General features: G+C 33.0%; 9 protein-coding genes. 7 read left to right on the top strand and 2 right to left on the bottom strand.

Features of this window, described 5'->3' with window-relative positions; all coding sequences use genetic code 11:
• Positions 1 to 16: 16 nt before the first annotated feature.
• Entirely contained in the window at positions 17 to 2,401 is a 2,385-nt protein-coding gene (locus Q0772_RS04685) for an outer membrane beta-barrel protein (protein WP_298340880.1), read from the bottom strand.
• Positions 2,402 to 3,114: 713 nt separating this feature from the next.
• Here Q0772_RS04685 and glgA point away from each other — a divergent pair.
• The 5 genes from glgA (at position 3,115) to Q0772_RS04660 (ending at position 12,189) form a co-directional block, all read left to right on the top strand.
• Positions 3,115 to 4,317, top strand: a complete 1,203-nt coding sequence (gene glgA, locus Q0772_RS04680) for a glycogen synthase (protein WP_298340878.1) — start codon at positions 3,115 to 3,117, stop codon at positions 4,315 to 4,317.
• 29 nt (positions 4,318 to 4,346) lie between these two features.
• Entirely contained in the window at positions 4,347 to 5,612 is a 1,266-nt protein-coding gene (locus Q0772_RS04675; protein WP_298340876.1) for a glucose-1-phosphate adenylyltransferase, read from the top strand.
• Positions 5,613 to 5,650: 38 nt separating this feature from the next.
• Positions 5,651 to 7,591, top strand: coding sequence for an alpha-1,4-glucan--maltose-1-phosphate maltosyltransferase (locus Q0772_RS04670; RefSeq protein WP_298340874.1), 1,941 nt, complete (start codon positions 5,651 to 5,653; stop codon positions 7,589 to 7,591).
• A gap of 40 nt (positions 7,592 to 7,631) precedes the next feature.
• Entirely contained in the window at positions 7,632 to 9,542 is a 1,911-nt protein-coding gene (gene glgB / locus Q0772_RS04665) for a 1,4-alpha-glucan branching protein GlgB (protein WP_298340872.1), read from the top strand.
• A 244-nt stretch (positions 9,543 to 9,786) separates the two neighbouring features.
• On the top strand, positions 9,787 to 12,189 hold the full coding sequence (locus tag Q0772_RS04660) for a glycoside hydrolase family 31 protein (protein ID WP_298340870.1): 2,403 nt from the start codon (positions 9,787 to 9,789) through the stop codon (positions 12,187 to 12,189).
• 108 nt (positions 12,190 to 12,297) lie between these two features.
• On the opposite strand, the gene Q0772_RS04655 is transcribed toward Q0772_RS04660, so the two are convergent.
• A complete protein-coding gene (locus tag Q0772_RS04655) occupies positions 12,298 to 14,166 on the bottom strand; it encodes a sodium:proton antiporter (protein WP_298340868.1) in 1,869 nt (622 codons plus the stop codon).
• A gap of 484 nt (positions 14,167 to 14,650) precedes the next feature.
• Here Q0772_RS04655 and Q0772_RS04650 point away from each other — a divergent pair, with 484 nt between their 5' ends.
• Positions 14,651 to 15,511, top strand: a complete 861-nt coding sequence (locus Q0772_RS04650) for an MBL fold metallo-hydrolase (protein ID WP_298340866.1) — start codon at positions 14,651 to 14,653, stop codon at positions 15,509 to 15,511.
• A gap of 29 nt (positions 15,512 to 15,540) precedes the next feature.
• Positions 15,541 to 17,148: a S8 family peptidase gene (locus Q0772_RS04645; RefSeq protein ID WP_298340864.1), complete on the top strand. Its 1,608-nt coding sequence runs from the start codon at positions 15,541 to 15,543 to the stop codon at positions 17,146 to 17,148.
• The last annotated feature ends 22 nt before the right edge of the window (positions 17,149 to 17,170 follow it).

Raw genomic sequence — 17,170 nt, 5'->3', positions numbered from 1 at the left:
GTTTTTTGTTAGCATCTTAATTATTGTCTTCAATTCTGTTTTGTTCTTCACTTGAAGAATTTCTTCTACTCTTCTTTTTTCCAAACTTAGAACCAAAACTATAAGCTAACCTTAATTGTACATTTTGTCTTGAGCCGTTACTTTCAATATCCGCATCAATATTATCGTAATTTACGGTTCCTACAAAGCCTCTATTTAGAACTTTATTGATGCCTAAATTTACTTTTAATCTATCATCCATGAACTTTTTACCAAAGGAGAAGCTCAAATTACCAATCCACCCTACATCTATTTGTCCTTCTAAAGCACCAGAACCAAAATAACTGGACATTTCTGCGTTAACCTCCCAAGGCATTTCATAACTGGCTTGAGTGTACCAACCATAATTCCACTTAGAGAGTTTTAATTGCGGGTTTAAATCGAAAGATTGAAACTCATTATAATCTACTATAAACCCTGTAAATCCTTCCACACCTTTTATGAAATCTAGAGGGCCAAAAAGTCTAAAATTCCAGTTTCTTCTTTCTGATAAATTGATTGTAGTACGACTTATTTGAGCGGTTTGATCATCTTGTGAAATGAATAAGAACAAATCGTCTTTAGTTTCGCTGTAAGCTATTGTAAAAAACGGTTGACTATCAAAGGTTAAATTAAATTGATAATTATTGGTGAACGATGGTTTTAAACTTGGGTTTCCAACCTCAGATGTTAAGGGATCATAAAACTGTACAAATGAATTTAAACTATTATACGAAGGTCTTCTTATACGATTACTGTAAGCAATATTTGCGCCTAAATTTTCATTTATCTTTCTACTAATTGAAGCACTGGGAAAGAATCTTGTAATCTTTCTTGTTCTACTATCGTTGGCATTGGTTGAAACACCTTCTGTATCACTATCCTCAAAACGTAAACCTCCAGAAAAAGACCATTTTCCAAATTTAGCGTTTAATTTAGTGTATACCGCAAAAATGGTTTCATCAATTAAAAAACGATTGCTGTTACTTTCTTGAAAATCAAACTCATTGGTAGTTTCATTTTGGGTAAACGACTTTAAATCACTATCAGTATCTACTACCGCAAGTTTACTCCCTAAGCTTAGTTTTAAATCATCAGAAAATGTTCTAATATAGTCTACCTTATACGTATTAATTGTAAACTCACCATCTTGCAAATACCTCTGGTTGGTAAACGGAACTGTGTTGCCATTAGCAGCAAATACCTCATCAATATTATTATTTGTAAAGTTTACATAATTAAAATCTGCAACAAACTTATGCCCTTCTGTTTTAAACTCGTAATATGGATTAATATTAAAAGTCTTTCTTTCTCTATCAAAAGAGTTTTGCGACACTAGCATTTCATTAAAACTTGGCGAAGAAATTGATGTGTTACTTCTAGATATCCTATCTGAATTAGTGTTAATGTAGCGTGTACTGAAACCAATAGAATGTTTTTCGTTTATATAATAATCTAAACCTCCTCCAAGTCTAAAAGTTTTTGGGTCATATGGTTCTATGGTGGCTTGGTCATATACTGTTTCTTCTAACGAATTGGGGTCTTGCACTCTACGTGTAATAAACAAATCATCTCGCCATGTTGGGCTAGATTGCCCAATATTAGCTTGCCAATTTAGTTTGTTTTTGTAGCTAGCTATTGAAAAGCTTGTGCCATGCTCGATACCTTCATCTTCACCAACCCAAGCATTTACACTTCCGTGCGTTCCTAATTTTATGTTTTTCTTTAAAATAATATTGATAATTGGCCCTGAGCCTTCAGCCTCAAACTCTGCTCCTGGTTGCTCTATAAGCTCTACTTGTGCTATATTATCCGCAGGTAAGTCTTGAAGTAATGTTCTCATATCCATGTAATTTGTTGTCTTACCGTTTATTAGAATTCTAACATCGCTTCTTCCAGCAAAGTTGATACCGTTGTTGGTTACCACAATCCCTGGAACTCGTTTTATGACATCCTGTAAATTGGAATTTATCATTTCGGATTTTTCTAAATCCACCACAAGTTTTTCAGCGGTTTGCCTAATTACTGGTCGCTTACTTTTTACAACAACTTCATTTAATACTTGTGTTTCTTCTTCTAAAGTAAAGTCTAGTGTTTTGTTGTTACTTAATTCAAAAATTTCTGATTTTTCTGTTTTAAAACCTAATGTAGATACTTCAATGTAATATTTGCTTCTTGCAACATCTTTAAAAAGATAAATTCCTTCATCATTAGAAATTACACCCGTAATTACATCCTTGGTATCTGCATTATAGAGTATCACATTAGCAAACTCTAAAACACGACCATTAGATTCTTTTATAGTTCCAGAAATAGTGTTTTGTGCATTACTAGAAAATATGCAAGAAAAAAGAATTAAAATAAAATTGATTGTTGATTTCATAAGTGTTCGTTTTTTGATACTGTAAAACTCTAAAAAAAGACCGCATTAGAAAACTAATATTTTTTAAATTGGGTTAAAAAAGGGTTGAATTGGTTGTTTTTAGATTTAATTAAAAATCTCTGACTACCTATAAAGAATCTTTTCTTATAAATTTAACAATACCACAAACCTGTCTAGAATAAAAAACTTAGAAGTGATAGATCTTAGGAATTGACAGGGTCTTGAGATAGTTATGAGAAGAAAAACATATAATTTAGTTTACAATAGCTATTTTAAATTTTCTTCATCAATTTGAAAAAAACCATTAATTTTCTGCAATGGTTTTAATCTTTACTTCAAGATTTTTATTAATAATTTCTTGTTATCGAAAAAACACTCTTTTTTATGTAAAAATATTTCATCCTCAAATTGTTAATAATTTATTTTGTAAATTACATCTCTGGCGTTTGCACAAATTATACAAGCCGCCAGAAAGCCTAAAAATACTATGCTTTAATCGTTTAAAATTCATGAGTACAGTTCAAAAAAAGCCAAAATTGTTATTAACAATTTCACATTCTATTAGGGTGTACTTTATTATATTTCAAATGATTACACCTTTCAAAAATAGAATTAATAATTTTTAAAAGTAATGTCTTAAATAAGAACAATGTAATCGTTAAAAGCCTTTCTTTTGACGATATTTTGACTTAAAACCGACCATATAATTTTTTATGAAAGCACTTTTTTACACTAGAGAATTTCCTCCTTACGTTTATGGTGGGGCTGGAGTGCATGTTGAATATTTAGCCGATGAACTATCTAAGCTAATGGAGTTAGACGTTAGATGTTTTGGTGATCAAGACTCAGATAATGATAATTTAAGTGTGAAAGGCTTTCCATTTGATGACGGTGTTTTTGCAAATTCAGATGATAAACTCAAATCAGTTTTTAAAACTCTTAGCACCGCGCTACACATGAATGCTGATGCTGTAGATGCAGACGTTGTGCACTGCCATACTTGGTATGCTCACTTTGCTGGTATAGTATCCAAACTGTGCTATGGCACACCATTAGTTATCACTACTCATTCTCTGGAGCCTCTACGGCCTTGGAAACGGGAGCAGTTAGGGCGTGGTTACGATGCCTCATCATGGGTTGAAAAAACAGCCATAGAAATGGCTGATGCCTTAATTGCAGTATCTGAAGAAACTAAAGAAGATGTTATAAAACATTTTAATGTAGATGAGAATAAAGTTAAAGTGATTTACAACGGCATTAATTTGCAGCAGTATGTTCAAACAAGCGAAAGTTCAACTTTAGATGAATACGGTGTAGATAAAACAAAACCTTATGTTCTTTTTGTAGGTAGAATTACCCGTCAAAAAGGTATTATTCACCTTGTAAATGCCATTAAGTATATAGATTCTGATACTCAAATTGTGTTGTGTGCTGGCGCACCAGACACTAAGGAAATTGGTAAAGAAATGGAAGATGCAGTAAACGAAGTTAAAAAAACTCGTAATAATGTTATATGGATTGACAAGATGGTAACCAAAGAAGAGATTATACAATTATACTCTCATGCTGATGTCTTTTGTTGTCCTTCTATTTACGAGCCATTTGGCATTATTAACATAGAGGCTATGGCTTGTAACACTGCTGTTGTTGCCAGTGCCGTAGGTGGTATAAAAGAAGTTGTAGTTGATGGTGAAACAGGTATTTTAATACCCTTAGAACAACAAACCGAAGCACCTTTTGAACCCATTGACCCTGATAAATTCTCAAGAGATTTAGCAAATGGAGTAAATAAAGTTATAGGTGATAAAACATTAAGAGAAACTATGGCAAAAAATGGCAGAAAACGTGTTGAAGATTATTTTGACTGGGTAGCTATTGCTAAACAAGTAGAAGCATTATATAAAACACTCGTTTAATTAAATTAACAAACTAAAAACTAAAAGATATGATTAACAATAAAGTTTTATCTATAATACTAGGTGGTGGTCAAGGTTCAAGACTATATCCTTTAACAGATCGACGTTCAAAACCAGCTGTATCCATAGCAGGTAAGTACCGATTAGTTGACATCCCTATTTCAAACTGTCTTAATGCAGACATCAAACGTATCTTTGTTTTAACGCAGTTTAATTCTGCTGGTTTAAATAGGCATATTAAAAACACCTATCACTTTAGTTTTTTTAGTAGTGCTTTTGTTGATGTATTGGCTGCAGAACAAACTCCTGAGAGTAAAACTTGGTTTCAAGGAACTGCCGATGCAGTAAGGCAAAGTATGCATCATTTTTTACAACACGATTTTGAATATGCTTTAATATTATCTGGAGACCAATTGTATCAGATGGATTATGATAAAATGATTGAAGCTCATGAAAAAAGTGGTGCTGAAATTTCTATTGCTACTATTCCTGTTAATGATAAAGATGCCCCTGGTTTTGGTATTCTTAAAGCTGATAACGAAAGTGTTATAACTTCTTTTATTGAAAAACCAGATCCTAGTTTATTGCCAGATTGGACGTCTGAAGTAAGTGATGATATGAAAGACCAAGGACGCAACTATTTAGCTTCAATGGGTATTTATATCTTTAATAAGGATTTATTAGTCGAGTTAATGAAAAACCCAGATACGATTGATTTTGGCAAAGAAATTATCCCACAATCTATAGGTTCTCACAAAACATTAAGTTATCAATACGAAGGCTATTGGACCGATATAGGGACAATAGATTCGTTTTTTGAAGCCAATTTAGGTTTAACAGATGATATTCCTAAATTTGATTTATACAATAAAGATAAACGTATTTATACCCACGCTAGAATGTTACCAACCACAAAAATTGCAGGTACTGTTTTAGACAAGGCTGTAGTTTCTGAAGGATGTATTATCAGTGCTGGTAAAATTGAAAAATCAGTTATTGGTATTCGTTCAAGAATTGGTAAAGAATCTACTGTTATTAATACTTACATGATGGGGGCAGATTATTATGAATCTCTTGAAGATATGGAAAGTAATAAAATTGAAAACCTAATGGGTATTGGCGAGCGTTGTTTCATAAAAAACTGCATTCTTGATAAAAATTGTCGCATTGGTGATGATGTTAGAATAAAAGGAGGTCCGCATTTAGAGGATTCTGAAACAGATACATATTGCGTAAGAGATGGTATTGTTGTTATTAAACGCGGGGCCACAATTCCTAAAGGCACTATAATCTAGAAATCCTAACCTTTTATTTTCTTATATAACTAACTAAAATGCAAGACCAAAAAAGAGTTGTAATAGACTATGTTTCACCTAGTGTTAATTGTGGTGAGTTTTATATAAAACGTATAATAAACGAAATTGTTAATGTAAGAGCTTTTATTTTAGCCGATGGTCATGATGTTTTAAGTGCTTCTGTTTTATTAAAACATGAGAATGAAAAAAAATGGGTTGAGACTAGAATGTTATTAGATTTTAACAACGAATGGCAAGCCACATTTGCTGTAAAAAAACAAGGGTTTTACAGTTATAAAGTTGAAGCTTGGGTAGATTATACTTTAAACTGGAGACACGGTATAATTAGAAAAATTGATGATGGCCAGCATGTCACTTCTGAGCTACTAGAGGGTGTTGAATATCTCAAACAAGTGCTTAAAAAGGTTTCTTCTGAAGAAGATAAAACCTATTTAAAACACTTACAACAAATCTTTAAAAAAGAGGAAAGTTATCAAGAAGCCATCAATGAGGCAACTTCAGATAAACTATATAAAATTTTCTTTGAAAACCCTATTAAGTTTTTAGAAAACACATCAAAAGAATACCAAGTTTATGTAGATAGAAAAAAGGCAAGATTTAGTACTTGGTATGAGTTTTTTCCTCGCTCTGCTTCAGAACATGAAGGTGTTCATGGTACTTTTAAAGACTGTGAACGTTTACTCCCTAAGATTAAAAACATGGGGTTTGATGTTGTGTATTTACCTCCTATTCACCCTATCGGGGAAGTAAACAGAAAAGGTAAAAATAACACAACAGAAGCTAAAGATGGAGATGTTGGTTCAACATGGGGTGTTGGCTCAAAATACGGTGGCCATAAGTCAATTCACCCTGAGTTAGGAAATCTAGATGATTTTAAGGCTTTAATTAAAAAGGCAAAAGAACAAGATTTGGAAATTGCAATGGATTACGCTTTACAAGCTGCTCCAGACCATCCTTGGGTGAAAGCGCACCCAAAATGGTTTAAATGGCGACCAGATGGCACTGTACAATATGCCGAAAACCCTCCAAAAAAATATCAAGATATTTTACCTATTTATTGGGAAAGTGAAGATTACAAGGCACTTTGGGAAGAGTGTTTAGATATTTTGTTATACTGGATAGATTGTGGCATAGAAATATTTAGGGTAGATAATCCGCATACAAAACCGTTCTATTTCTGGAATTGGATTATTACAAAAGTGAAAGAGAAACACCCAAATGTAATCTTTTTAGCAGAAGCCTTTACTGCTCCCAAAGTAATGCAACAACTTGCTAAGCAAGGTTACACACAATCATATACGTATTTTACTTGGCGTAATACAAAACACGAACTGATTGAGTATGTAGAAGAGTTAACTAAAACCGAATTAAGAGAGTATATGCAGCCTAATTTCTGGCCTAATACACCAGATATTAACCCTTTCCCGTTGCAAAATACAGGGGATTCAAAACATATACAGCGGTATGTATTAGCAGCAACTTTAAGTTCTAGTATTGGTATTTACGGTCCGGTTTTCGAATATATGCTATCTGATGCTTTGCTTGGTAAAGAGGAGTATTTAAATTCTGAAAAGTTTCAAATTGCACATTATGACTGGAATATTGAAAACAAACTCACTACAGTTATTGCAAAAATTAATTATATAAGACACCATAATGAAGCGCTTCAACAAACAAATAATATAAAGTTCTGTTATGTTGAAAATGATAATTTAATTGCCTTCTACAAATGGAACGAGGCTAAAACCAATCATATTTTTGTTGTTATAAGTTTAGATCATCATAATTCTCAACAAGGAACCATACAAATGCCTTTGCACGAATTAGGTGTTCATGAGGGACATAACTTAGAAATGCATGATTTAATAACCGATAATCGTTACAATTGGCATAACGAATGGAATTTTGTGGAATTACACCCTGCATTACCATTTCATATATTTCAAATTAGTAAATAAAGATATTTAGCAGTTTAAGCTTCATTATAAAAAACAAACTATGGCACACGTTAAACCGTACAGTTTATTCACAGAATTCGATATTAACCTATTCAAATCAGGAAAACACTTCAGGCTTTATGAAAAATTTGGATCGCATATGGTTACCGTTGATGGTATCGATGGTGTATATTTTGCAGTATGGGCGCCTACGGCAAAACAAGTTTCAGTAATTGGCGATTTTAACTACTGGATGGAAGGTGAACATCAATTAAATGTTCGTTGGGATTCAAGTGGTATTTGGGAAGGCTTTATTCCTTTAATTGGAAAGGGAGCTACATACAAATATAAAATTCAGAGCAATAACAATGACATTAAAACTGAAAAGGCTGATCCTTACGCAAGACGCTTTGAGCATCCTCCAAAAACTGCATCGATTGTTTGGGATGACGATTATAAGTGGAAAGATAAAAGTTGGATGAAAACTCGTAAAAAGAACAATGCTATTGATGCACCATATTCTGTTTACGAAGTACACTTAGGGTCTTGGAAACGCAATATAGAAGAAAATCGTTTTATGTCTTACTATGAGTTAGCAGATGATTTAGTAAACTATGTAAGCGACATGAATTTTACTCATGTAGAGTTAATGCCTATTATGGAATACCCTTATGATCCTTCTTGGGGATATCAACTTACAGGCTATTTCGCACCAACATCGCGTTTTGGATATCCCGAAGAGTTTAAATATTTGGTAGATAAATTGCATCAAGCAGGAATTGGTATTATTCTAGACTGGGTACCATCACATTTCCCTGAAGATGCTCATGGTCTAGGCTTTTTTGATGGTTCAAATTTATACGAACATCCAGACAAAAGAAAGGGATATCACCAAGATTGGAAAAGTTTAATTTTTAACTACGAGCGAAATGAAGTGCGTTCCTTCTTAATAAGTAATGCGGTGTTCTGGATGGATCAATATCATGCCGACGGTTTACGTGTTGACGCAGTTGCCTCTATGTTATTTTTAGATTATTCAAGAGAAGATGGGGAGTGGGAACCAAACATATATGGTGGAAGAGAAAACCTTGCAGTAATAAGCTTTTTAAAAGAATTAAATGAAGAAATTTATGCTTCTTTTCCAGATGTGCAAACTATCGCTGAAGAATCTACAGCATTTCCAATGGTGTCTAAGCCAACCTTTGTTGGCGGTTTAGGTTTTGGAATGAAATGGATGATGGGTTGGATGCATGATACATTAGAGTATTTTGCCAAAGATCCTGTATATAGAAAATACCACCAAAATGATATTACATTTAGTCTAGCTTATGCGTTTACAGAAAACTTTATGCTTCCGCTTTCCCATGATGAAGTAGTTTATGGTAAAAATTCGATTCTTGGAAGAATGCCAGGAGACGAGTGGCAACGATTTGCCAACCTACGCTTATTATATGGCTATATGTTTACACATCCTGGTACAAAATTACTATTTATGGGTAGTGAATTCGGGCAATATAATGAGTGGAATTTTCAAGAAAGTCTAGATTGGAATCTACTGGAGTTTGCGCCACATAAAAACATGCAAAATTATTATAAATCGCTTAACGCTTTATATAAAAATACTCCAGCTCTTTATGAAAAAGGATTTAGTGGTGAAGGGTTTGAATGGATAAGTTATGATGATCACGAAAATTGTGTGATTTCATATATGAGAAAAGGTTATAAAGAAGATGAAAATGTTGTTGTAGTTTGTAATTTAACACCAACTATTAGAGAAAAATACAAAATAGGGGTTCCTACAAAAGGAAAACTAATTGAAATTTTTAATAGTGATGCCAAAGAATTTGGAGGTAGTGGTGTTGGTAATAAAAAACAAACCGCAATTAAAAAGGATTCATGGAATGGGAAAGACTATTCTGCAGAAGTAACCTTACCACCTCTAGCTGTTACGGTTTTCTCTTTCAAAGCTTAAATAGCTATAATTTTTATTGTCAAAAGCTTCGGTGTTTATTTTAAAAAACATCGAAGCTTTTTAGATTTTTAAAACGATTAAACAGCTAAAAACCTGTTGATTGACTTAATGTTAAACATTCTATAATTAAACAGTTTATTATTTAACTTATATGCAATTTTTGGCTTCATTTTTTAATGAAAAGAAGTCTATAAGGTCTTTAAAATTTAGTAATTTCGTTAATTAACATTGATACATATTTTTTATGATATTAAATACAGAACTAGAATACAAAGGAAATCTATTTCCTTCAAAAATAGTTAAGTACGAAAAGAATCTTAATGTTCTCTCATTTACTACCGAAAACGGTGTTGTTTTACAAGTTTCCGTTAGAAGAGATAGTATTCTTCGTTTCAGATATACAACTACTGGGATTTTTGAAAATGATTTTTCTTATGCCATCACCAAATACGCAAGCAGAGGATATAACCATCTTGAAGTTACTGAAGATGAAGATAATTACATCATTACAACTTCAAAACTAATCTGTCATATTTCAAAATTAGATTTAAGAACATCTATTTATGATGCAAAAGATAAATCTCTAATATGTGAAGATGAACTTGGTTTCCATTGGGAAGAAAGTTACGAGTATGGTGGAGACATTGTAAAGATGTCCAAAACAGCGCAACCTGGAGAGAGTTATTATGGTTTAGGTGATAAACCTGTAGATAACAACTTGAAAGGAAAACGATTTGAAAATTGGGTTACAGATTCTTATGCTTATGGCAGAGATACAGATCCCATTTATAAAGCCATCCCTTTTTATACAGGATTGCATAACAAAAAGTCTTACGGTATATTTTTTGACAATACGTTTAGGTCCTTTTTCGATTTTTGTAATGAGCGTAGAAACATAACCAGTTTTTGGGCACAAGGAGGTGAAATGAATTATTATTTCATTTATGGCCCTGAAATGTCTGATGTTGTTGAAAGTTATACAGATTTAACTGGTAAACCTCATGAAATGCCGGCCTTATGGACTCTTGGATATCATCAATGCAAATGGAGTTACTACCCAGAATCCAATGTAAAAGAAATAACCGCCAAGTTTAGAGAATTAGAAATTCCTTGTGATGCTATTTACTTGGATATTGATTATATGGAAGGATTTAGGTGCTTTACTTGGAGTAAAGAATACTTTCCTGACCCTAAACGTATGGTTAAGGAATTGGCTGATGATGGGTTTAAAACCATTGTTATTATAGATCCAGGAATTAAAATAGACATGGATTATTCGGTGTTTAAAGAAGGTCTTGATAAAGATTACTTCTGTAAACGTGCTGATGGCCCTTACATGAAGGGTAAAGTATGGCCAGGGGAATGTTATTTCCCAGATTTTACTAACCCAGAAGTAAGAGATTGGTGGTCTAATTTATTCAAAGAACTCGTTGAAGATATAGGGGTAAAAGGTGTTTGGAATGATATGAACGAACCTGCGGTTATGGACGTTCCTGGAAAAACATTTCCTAATGATGTAAGACATGATTATGATGGTAACCACTGTAGCCACAGAAAAGCACATAATGTTTATGGTATGCAAATGGCTCGTGCTACGTACCAAGGGTTAAAGAAATTCTCATACCCAAAACGTCCTTTTGTAATTACAAGAGCAGCCTATTCTGGAACACAACGTTATACATCAAGTTGGACAGGAGATAATATAGCAACTTGGGATCATTTAACCATTGCTAACTTACAAGCGCAACGTATGTGTATGTCTGGATTCTCATTTATTGGATCTGATATTGGTGGATTTGCTGAACAACCAAATGGCGAATTATATGCAAGATGGATTCAGTTAGGTATTTTCCATCCGTTTTGTAGAACACACTCTTCTGGAGACCACGGTGATCAAGAACCTTGGGCATTCGGAAAAACCATAACAGATGTTGTTAGAAAATTTATTGAAATTAGATATCAATTATTGCCTTACTTATATACAGCATTCTGGAGATATGCTGAAGAAGGTACACCCATTTTAAAATCTTTAGTGCTTTACGATCAAGCAGATCCACAAACACATTACAGAAATGATGAGTTTATTTTTGGTGAAAAGATATTAGCTTGCCCAATTACAGGACCAAACCAAAACGGAAGACGTATGTACTTCCCTATTGGTAAATGGTATAACTTCTGGAATGATGAGGTTGTTGATGGCGGTACGGAACAATGGGTTGATGCTGACCTAGATAGTATGCCAATTTTTGTAAAAGAAGGAGCAATTATTCCTAAATACCCCATCCAACAGTACGTAGGAGAAAAGACTATAGACGAGTTGTTGTTGGATGTATATTACAAAGAAGGTAAAGAAGATTCTGAAGTTTATGAAGATGCTACAGACGGATACGATTATATTAAAGGTAGATATAGTTTAAGAACATTTAAGCTATCTGGTAAGAAGAAGGAATTGATTATCCAACAGCACAAATCTGGTAAATTCATAACAACATACAAAACGTTTAAATTGAATTTACATGGATTGCCTTTTAAGATTTCTAAAGTAGAGGTTGATAATGTTCAAATTCCTTTAAAAGATCTTAAACTTAATGGAAACAATACATTAACACTTACTAAAGAGTTTAATGAGCTACATATTATTGGTTAATAAACTCATGTTTTTTAAGATTATAAAAAGCCTCACTTTTGAATAAGTGAGGCTTTTATATCTAACTTGGTATTATCTTCTAACTGAAAAAAATCTAAGTTTAAACACTTACGCTTCTTTTGATGAATTAATTTCAATAGTTGGTACTTCTTCAACATCAAAAGGTTTTCCTAAATAAACTAATTGATATCCCTCTTCTATATTTTCAAATTCTAAGTTATTAGAGGATATAATATGAAATTCTCCTTCATTATCTTTAACAAAAAGAGGTATAATATCTTCATCATTATTAGACATTTCAATCAATTTCTTATAATGCTTTTTATCCTCTAAATCAATTTCCTGAATTGAAGGATGCTTTCTAGTTAAATCCATTAATCGGTTATAGTCATCTTTATGAGAAAACAAACCTTCTTTTGGGTTGTTATCTTCATCACCTATTTCTTGAGCTGTAACTAATCTAAACGAACCGTTTTCACCAAATTGATTACTAAATTTATTAATAGCGTATTTATTAATATCTGGATTTCCAGTAAGCGCCATCAAATAGCCAACATCATTTAATTCTATATTATCAGTTAAAGTTTCAGAGTAAATATTAGTACTTATAGCTTCTAATCCTAGTTCTTTGGCTTTTTCAATATTGTTTTCATTACTATCAATAAGTACAACGTGCCTGTTGTTTGTTACCAAATAATGTCCAAGTAACCTTGATACTTTTGATGCACCTACAATTAAAATACCATCAGATTTTTTAAGGAATACACCCACCAGTTTAGCAAATAAACGGGCCGTTGTTGCATTAAGTAACACGGTTCCTAAAACAATCATAAATACGAGTGGCGTAATGTATTCTGCGCCTTCAATCCCTTGTTTAATAAGTTTACTTCCAAAAAGCGAAGCAATACCTGCGGCAACAATACCTCGAGGACCAACCCAACTAATAAATAGTTTTTCGTTAAACTTCAACTTTGAGCCATGAGTACTTACAAAAACAGCAAGTGGCCTTATCAAAAACACTACTAAAGCAAAAAGTATTGCTGTTTTCCATGTATAAAGTAGCATTAAATCTTCAATATTAATATTGGCAGCAAGGAGTATAAAAAGTATAGAAATTAATAGAACACTAAGAGACTCTTTAAAATAAAGTAACTCCTTTAGGTTATTTAGTTTCCCGTTACCTAAAACCATTCCCATAACTACAACTGCTAATAGTCCCGACTCGTGGGCAAATATTTCAGATTCAACAAAAACCAACAAAACGGTTGATAAAGACACCACATTTAATAAGTAATGCGGAATAAATTTCTTGTTTATTGCAAAGGCTAAGGCATGGGCAAAAGTAAAACCAAACGTTGTTCCGAATAATACAATTTTACCAAACTCTATTAAAGCTGTTTTTGTAAAGCCGCTATCTCCTTCAACACTTATAAACTCAAACACCAAAACTGCAACTAAAGCGCCTATAGGGTCGATTAAAATGCCCTCCCATTTTAAAACAGTAGAAATGTCTTTTTTTAATGGTATATTTCTCAAAATGGGCGTAATTACTGTGGGTCCAGTAACAATAATAAGACCTGCAAATAAAAATGAAAGCTCCCAGCTTAAATTAAATATAAAATATGCCAGCATACCAGCTCCAAAAAAGGTAATGGCAGATCCTAAAGTTATTAACTTGGTAATAACGGGGCCTACATTTTTTATTTCAGAGCGTTTTAATGTTAAACCGCCTTCAAAAAGAATAATACTTATTGCTAAGGATACAAAATAGTATAAGCCGTCTCCAGGAAACAATCCTTTTTTGCCATTCCAAACAGGTTCTATCCATTTAGATCCATCTTCGCTTAAAAATGCAGCAGCTATGGGACCAACTAATAGTCCAATTAAAATTAATGGTAAAATAGCTGGAATTTTAAATTTCCAAGCAAACCATTGGGCTAATATTCCCAAGATAATTATTCCAGCAAGTTCTAACATAAGCTAAATTTTATTTTAAAAACACTAATTTAAGTAAAACCTTTGTATTAAAAGCCTTTTAAAAGTATTGGAATTGGGATAGGATATTCCTGAAACTTAAAAGCTAATCTTTTTGAGGCTGCACAATTATCTACTTTTTTAGTGCTAAATTGTTTTTAAAAGGGGTAACACTATAGATGCCATTTTATCGAATATGCAAGGACAAAAAACAGGTTTATTGATACTTAGGCCTATTAAATATATAAGGCAATAAGACAACTATTGTCGAGGAAATTGAGCAAGACAAAATAGTTATAAATGTTAACGATAATAAATCACTTAGAAGAGTAGCTATTTTAAAGAGCGTGTTAAACTCAGAGAAAATGTATGTATTAAAGAAATTAAAGCCCTTTAAGATTTTAGTAAGCGTTTAAAGCAAGTTATTTCTTAATATATTCTTAAGTTTTTTAAGGATATGATATAGATTTCTTAATTTTACATTCCTATGAACTTATATCCCATAAACGCTGGACATTTGAAGCTTGATGGTGGTGCCATGTTTGGGGTTGTTCCAAAATCATTATGGTCGCGCACTAATCCTACTGATACTAACAATATGATCGATATTGCAACACGTTGTTTGCTGATTGAAGATGGTAATCGTTTGATTTTGATAGATACGGGAATGGGAAACAAACAGTCTGATAAGTTTTATAGCCATTACCATTTGTGGGGTGATTTTAATTTAGATAAATCACTTAAACAATATGGGTTTCATCGTGATGATATTACTGATGTATTTATGACGCATTTACATTTTGATCATTGTGGCGGTAGTATTCAATGGAATAAAGATAGAACGGGTTATGAACCTGCATTTAAAAATGCGCATTTTTGGAGTAATGAAGACCACTGGACCTGGGCTACAAAACCAAACAGACGAGAAAAAGCGTCTTTTTTAAAGGAAAATATTTTGCCTATGGAAGAAAGTGGTCAATTAAAATTCACTTCCATTTCAAAAGATAAAATTCTTAAGAATTTAGAATTGGGTTTTGATATCTTTTATGCAGACGGACATACTGATAAACAAATGATTCCCCTTATAAAATATCAAGATAAAACCATTGCTTTTATGGCAGATTTATTGCCAACCGTAGGGCACATACCACTACCCTACGTTATGGGTTATGATACAAGACCGTTACTAACACTTAATGAAAAAGAAAGTTTCCTAAACATGGCTGCAGATAACAATTTCTATTTATTTTTAGAACATGATGCCCACAATGAAATTATAACGGTCCAAAAAACAGAAAAAGGGGTACGTTTAAAAGATGTTTTCACAACTCGAGACATATTCAATTAATTTAAAAATGACTAATTCATATAATTATAATGAGAACAATTAAAACAATAGCAACATCTGCTTTTTTAGCAGTGTTTATTTTTGGCTGCGGCGGAACTGCAGACATTTTATCAACTCCCGTTGAAAACATAGATACATCACCCTTAAAAGTTTCAGAACTTACTGAGGCGGAGAAACATAATTGGGGGCATTTAGACCTTGAAAAAGACACCATTCCAGGAATGAGTGTTGATAAAGCATACACTGATATTATTAAAAGCAGAAAAGGCAAAAAAGTAATCGTTGCAGTGATTGATTCTGGTATTGATATTGACCATGAAGATTTAGATGATGTTATTTGGACAAATAAAGATGAAATACCTAATAACGGTATTGATGATGATAAAAATGGATATGTTGATGATGTACATGGTTGGAATTTTTTAGGTGACGGACATAATGAGCAACTCGAGTATGTTAGAATTTTGGCAACTGGTAACACAAGTCATCCAGAATATGCTGCAGCAAAAGCTGAGTATGAAAAAGAATATGAAGTATGGATGGGTAGAAAAACGCAATACGATCAAATTTACCAACAAATTAAAACGGCCGATGAAACCTTGGCGAAACACTTTGGAAAAAAAGATTATACTAAAAAAGAAGTAGCAGCCATTAAAACTGAAGATCAAAGTCTTGCTCAGGCACAACAAATAGCTAACTATATGTATAGTAACGGTATGGATTCTATGGCCGATGCTATTGGAGAAATTGAAGACGGTTTGGAAAGCATTAACGACCGTTTAAACTACAACTTAAATAAAGATTTAAAAGGACGTGTAACTGGTGATAATCCAGATGATATGTCTACTAAATACTATGGAAACGGGAATGTAAAACCTGTTAAAAAGAGTGAAAGCCATGGTACCCATGTTGCTGGAATTATTGCTGCAGAACGTAATAATGGCAAAGGCGCAAATGGTGTAGCTAATAATGTTGAGATTATGAGTATTAGAGCGGTACCAAACGGTGATGAGTATGATAAAGATGTAGCTTTAGCCATCCGTTACGCAGTTGATAATGGCGCACAAGTTATTAATGGTAGTTTTGGAAAAAGCTTCTCTACGCATAGCGATTGGGTTCGAGATGCTATTGCTTATGCTAGTGAAAAAGATGTTGTTTTTGTTCATGCTGCTGGTAACGATAGTAAAGATGTTGATACTGAACCTAATTTCCCAGATGATAATGTAAACGGTGTAGAAGTATCAAATACTTACATTAGAGTTGGTGCCTTGGCACCTAAATACGGATCTAGTATGATTGCTGGATTTTCTAATTACGGAAAGAAAAATGTAGATGTTTTTGCTCCAGGAGCAAGTGTATATTCTACAACACCAGAAAACGAATACAAAACCAAAGGCGGTACATCAATGGCTGCACCTGGTGTTGCTGGTATTGCTGCTTTAATTCGTTCTTATTATCCTAACTTAAGTGCTGCTCAAGTAAAACAAATCATTATGGATTCTGGCTTAGCTATCAAAACTAAGGTTATTGTTGGGGGTAATTCTGAAGATATAAGACCTTTTGCAGATTTAAGTAAATCTGCAAAAATGGTTAATGCTTACAACGCATTAATTATGGCATCAAAAATGTCAAAATAATATTATTCAAAATATAGCGGTT

It is taken from the genome of uncultured Algibacter sp. (assembly GCF_947490405.1).
Taxonomy (GTDB): Bacteria; Bacteroidota; Bacteroidia; order Flavobacteriales; family Flavobacteriaceae; genus Algibacter_B.
Note: the sequence above shows the minus strand (reverse complement) of the source record. Positions and strands in the feature narration are given on the sequence as shown.